The 2,997-nt window shown below is 66.4% G+C and carries 2 protein-coding genes and 1 pseudogene; 2 read left to right on the plus strand and 1 reads right to left on the minus strand.

Translation table 11 applies throughout. The annotated features are described in order from the left end of the window. Positions 1-279 precede the first annotated feature (279 nt). Together DLJ47_RS15905 and DLJ47_RS35765 are read left to right on the plus strand one after the other, a co-directional pair. Positions 280-1,641 (plus strand): hypothetical protein, encoded by a 1,362-nt coding sequence (locus tag DLJ47_RS15905; RefSeq protein WP_199235868.1) that lies wholly within the window; start codon positions 280-282, stop codon positions 1,639-1,641. Positions 1,642-1,746: 105 nt separating this feature from the next. Continuing rightward, positions 1,747-1,920: a hypothetical protein gene (locus tag DLJ47_RS35765; RefSeq protein ID WP_158289825.1), complete on the plus strand. Its 174-nt coding sequence runs from the start codon at positions 1,747-1,749 to the stop codon at positions 1,918-1,920. A 217-nt stretch (positions 1,921-2,137) separates the two neighbouring features. Here the strand turns inward: DLJ47_RS35765 and DLJ47_RS15910 are convergent. Continuing rightward, positions 2,138-2,893, minus strand: a pseudogene (locus DLJ47_RS15910) (ISL3 family transposase); the annotation flags it as partial. Between the last annotated feature and the right edge of the window lie 104 nt (positions 2,894-2,997).

Here is a 2,997-nt window from a genome sequence, read left to right on the forward strand (position 1 = left end):
CACCCGCCGACGCTACGACCCGCTGCTCTGGTCCATCCGCCGACGCCGCCACCAAGCCAGAGCCATGACCAGCCACTACGCCCGACAAGCCCTCATCGAGCCGTGATCACGATCCCCGGCTGGAGTACTAACGACGATCGCTGCACATGTTCCGAGTATGGCCGGGGCCACCGACACACGAAGCTTCCAGGCCATTTGGTGATGCGTGTGTGTCCGAGCTCCTTATCAGCCCGACTTTCGACATACTGTGGCGTCGGCGGTGGGTGGGACAATCGACCTATGCCTGCTGATCCCGCCGCAGCTATGCCGCCAGAGCCGAAGCCCGTGACGCTTGCGACCGACGTCATCCCTCTCGGTGAGCGCGCTCAGCGGAGCATTCTCGACCACGTGGTCGCCGTCGGCGACGAGGCCGAGACAACCTACCTCGAGGTCAAGAGCAGCCTCGACCTCAACAGCAAGGCCGGCGTGGCGAAGGTGGCCAAGTTCCTGCTGGGAGCGGCCAACCGACGTCCGCGTGAGGCGGCACGGCACTTCCACGGCTACGCGGTGCTGGTCATCGGCGCGCGGAAGGGCAGCACGCCGGGCGTCCCCCGTGGCGTCGAGGCTCACGAGCTGGAGGACCGGCTCCGTCCCTATCTCGGGTCGCAGTTCCCCGCGTTTGAATTCGGGAGGATCGGCGTCGGCGACGATCGTGAGGTATTGTTCGTCATCGCGCAGCCGCCGCAGGATGGTCAGCCGATCTTCCCGTGTCACAAGAGCTTCCAGAGAGATGACCGTCGGGACAGTCTCGAGGACGGTGCGGTCTACGTGCGGGGAACCAGCAACACCCGCCCGGCCCGGGCCGGCGAGCTGCTTGCTCTCATCGAGCGAGCTCGCGGAGGCGGCAGAGCACCGATCGATCTCGACGTGGAGATCCTCGGCTCCATCGGGCGCGTTGACGGCGTTGACGAGGTGCTGGAGCGCCTGTACGAGTTCGAAGAAGAAGAGTTCAGCAAGCAGCACGAGCCGGAGACGAGCACTCTCGCGTCCACGTCAGCGTTCCTAGCAAGAAGCATCCTCTCAGTGGGGCGGCCGCCGACGGCAGAAGAGCGAGCGGCACGTCTGGACGCGTGGCGGAGTGAGAAGTCCGCCCATATCGCGCATGGGCGAGAGCACTTCCTCGGCGTCGGTCTGCCTGGCGTCGGAATCAGGGTCGTCAGCCGCGACCGGTTCGTCGCGAAGCCCCATCTCATCGTGACCTTTCATGGTTGTGAAGCTTTTGACTACCGCGAGGCTGACGATGCCGACTTCGAGAAGGTTGTCGAGCCCGTCATGCGACGGCACGACCCGTTCGGGACCGGATTCGATCCCGGCGAACTTCGGGTCACGCCGCGCGGGTACCCCGTCGTATGGACCAATCGAGGCGACGACGCCGAGGTCGTGCTCACGCCGGATTCGTTCCGGCCCAACGTGCCATGGATGAGCGACCAGGACGACTACGTGATCCTCGCGCGGGACCCGCAAGCGAGGTTGGTGTCCGTGACGTGGGTCCTGACAGAGGACGGTAACGACGCGGTCACCAGGGGCGAGCTCGAGGTCACCACAGCCGAGCTCATCGACGCCGCCGACCTGTTCAAGACAGCGTTCTTCAAAGACGAATGACGGCCGTTCGCCCGGGCTCGCCATGCAGCTTGGGAAAGCTGTCGGACAACGCGGCTACTCAGCGTCGTCGGCTCGAAAACAGCCTCGACGACTCCGCCGCCCACGATGACCTACGCAGCCACCCGGACCCCGATGTGGAAGATCTCGCTGATCTGGCAACTCCGCGAGCTGACCCTGGAGGTTGCCGCACGTCTCGGTAGTTCAGGGCTCAGCGTCGGGATCGACGATCCATGGCTGCTCGGTGGCTGCTCGGACATCGGGGAACTGATCCGGACGTGAAGGAACTTGCTCGGATTCCGGGTCTCGTCTGAAGGGAACAGCGATCGACGGAACCTAATGTGAAGCCTGGACCTGCTGATATCGGTGGGGACCCGCGCGGACCGGGCGGGACTGAGGCGGACGGTTGACCAGCCCGACCATGCCTATAGACGGGCATCGGTCTACGGATCAGATGCTCTGCTGACGGTGGCCCGGACCCTATCGGGGCTCCTCGAAGTTAAGCGGGGTTGAGGTGTCCGCGGTGGCGTCGGGTGGTAGCGGCACGGGTGCGTAGGCGCTGGTTCTCGGGGTTGCGGAAGCCGTAGGCGTCGCGGGTGATTGTCTTGATGACGCGGTTGGTGCCTTCTGACCCGGCGTTGGTGATGCCGGTATGCAGGAACGCGAGGATCTGCGGCCACCAGGTCTCGATCGTGGTGGCGAGTCGGTGGAGTTCGGGCAGGTCGGAGGTGGCGCAGCGGGCGTAGAAGCGGTGCAGCAGTCGGTGGACGTGTTCGCGGTCGGGCTGGGTGCGGGCGGTGGCGAGCAGGTCGAGCAGGTCCTCTTTCGCGTTCCAGGCGGTCAGGATCGGGGTGCCGATGGCTGTGGGCAGGGCGTCGAGGGTGTCGACCAGGCGGTCGACGTGCTTGCCGTGCATACGGGCGGCGGAGCGGGTCAGTCTGTTCCGGAGTCGCCATTCGGGATCGGTGCCTCGGCCGCGGCGTCCCCGTTGGGTGAGGGTGGTCCGGCGGCGGACCTCGGTGACAGCCCGGTTGGCCAGTTGCACGACGTGGAAGTGGTCGACCACCAGCACCGCGTGTGGCAGCACCTGGCGGACCGCGGCCTTGAAGACGGTGCACATGTCGATCGCCACGGCTCGGACCTGGTCCCGCCAGGCCTGCGGACGAGCGGCGAGCCAGCCGGTGACCGCGGCGGTGGTGCGGCCTTCGACCTGGGCGAGCAGGCCCTGCCCGCCGGACAGATCGCAGTAGAGTCGGCCTGGAGCGCGGTTTCGGGGTTGTCCCGGTCCGTTTCTCCAGGCCGCTCACCGAACCGGACGTGCGGGTTGGCCCCGCATCCGGCTCTCCACGGTCTCTGCCG

Origin of the sequence: Micromonospora sp. S4605, assembly GCF_003176715.1 — a bacterium.
GTDB lineage: Bacteria > Actinomycetota > Actinomycetes > Mycobacteriales > Micromonosporaceae > Micromonospora > Micromonospora echinaurantiaca.

Excerpts from the sequence above, each read along its gene's own strand:
- DLJ47_RS35765 (WP_158289825.1), top strand. The coding sequence starts at position 1,747 with ATGACCTACGCAGCCACCCGGACCCCGATGTGGAAGATCTCGCTGATC.
- DLJ47_RS15905 (WP_199235868.1), top strand. The coding sequence starts at position 280 with ATGCCTGCTGATCCCGCCGCAGCTATGCCGCCAGAGCCGAAGCCCGTG.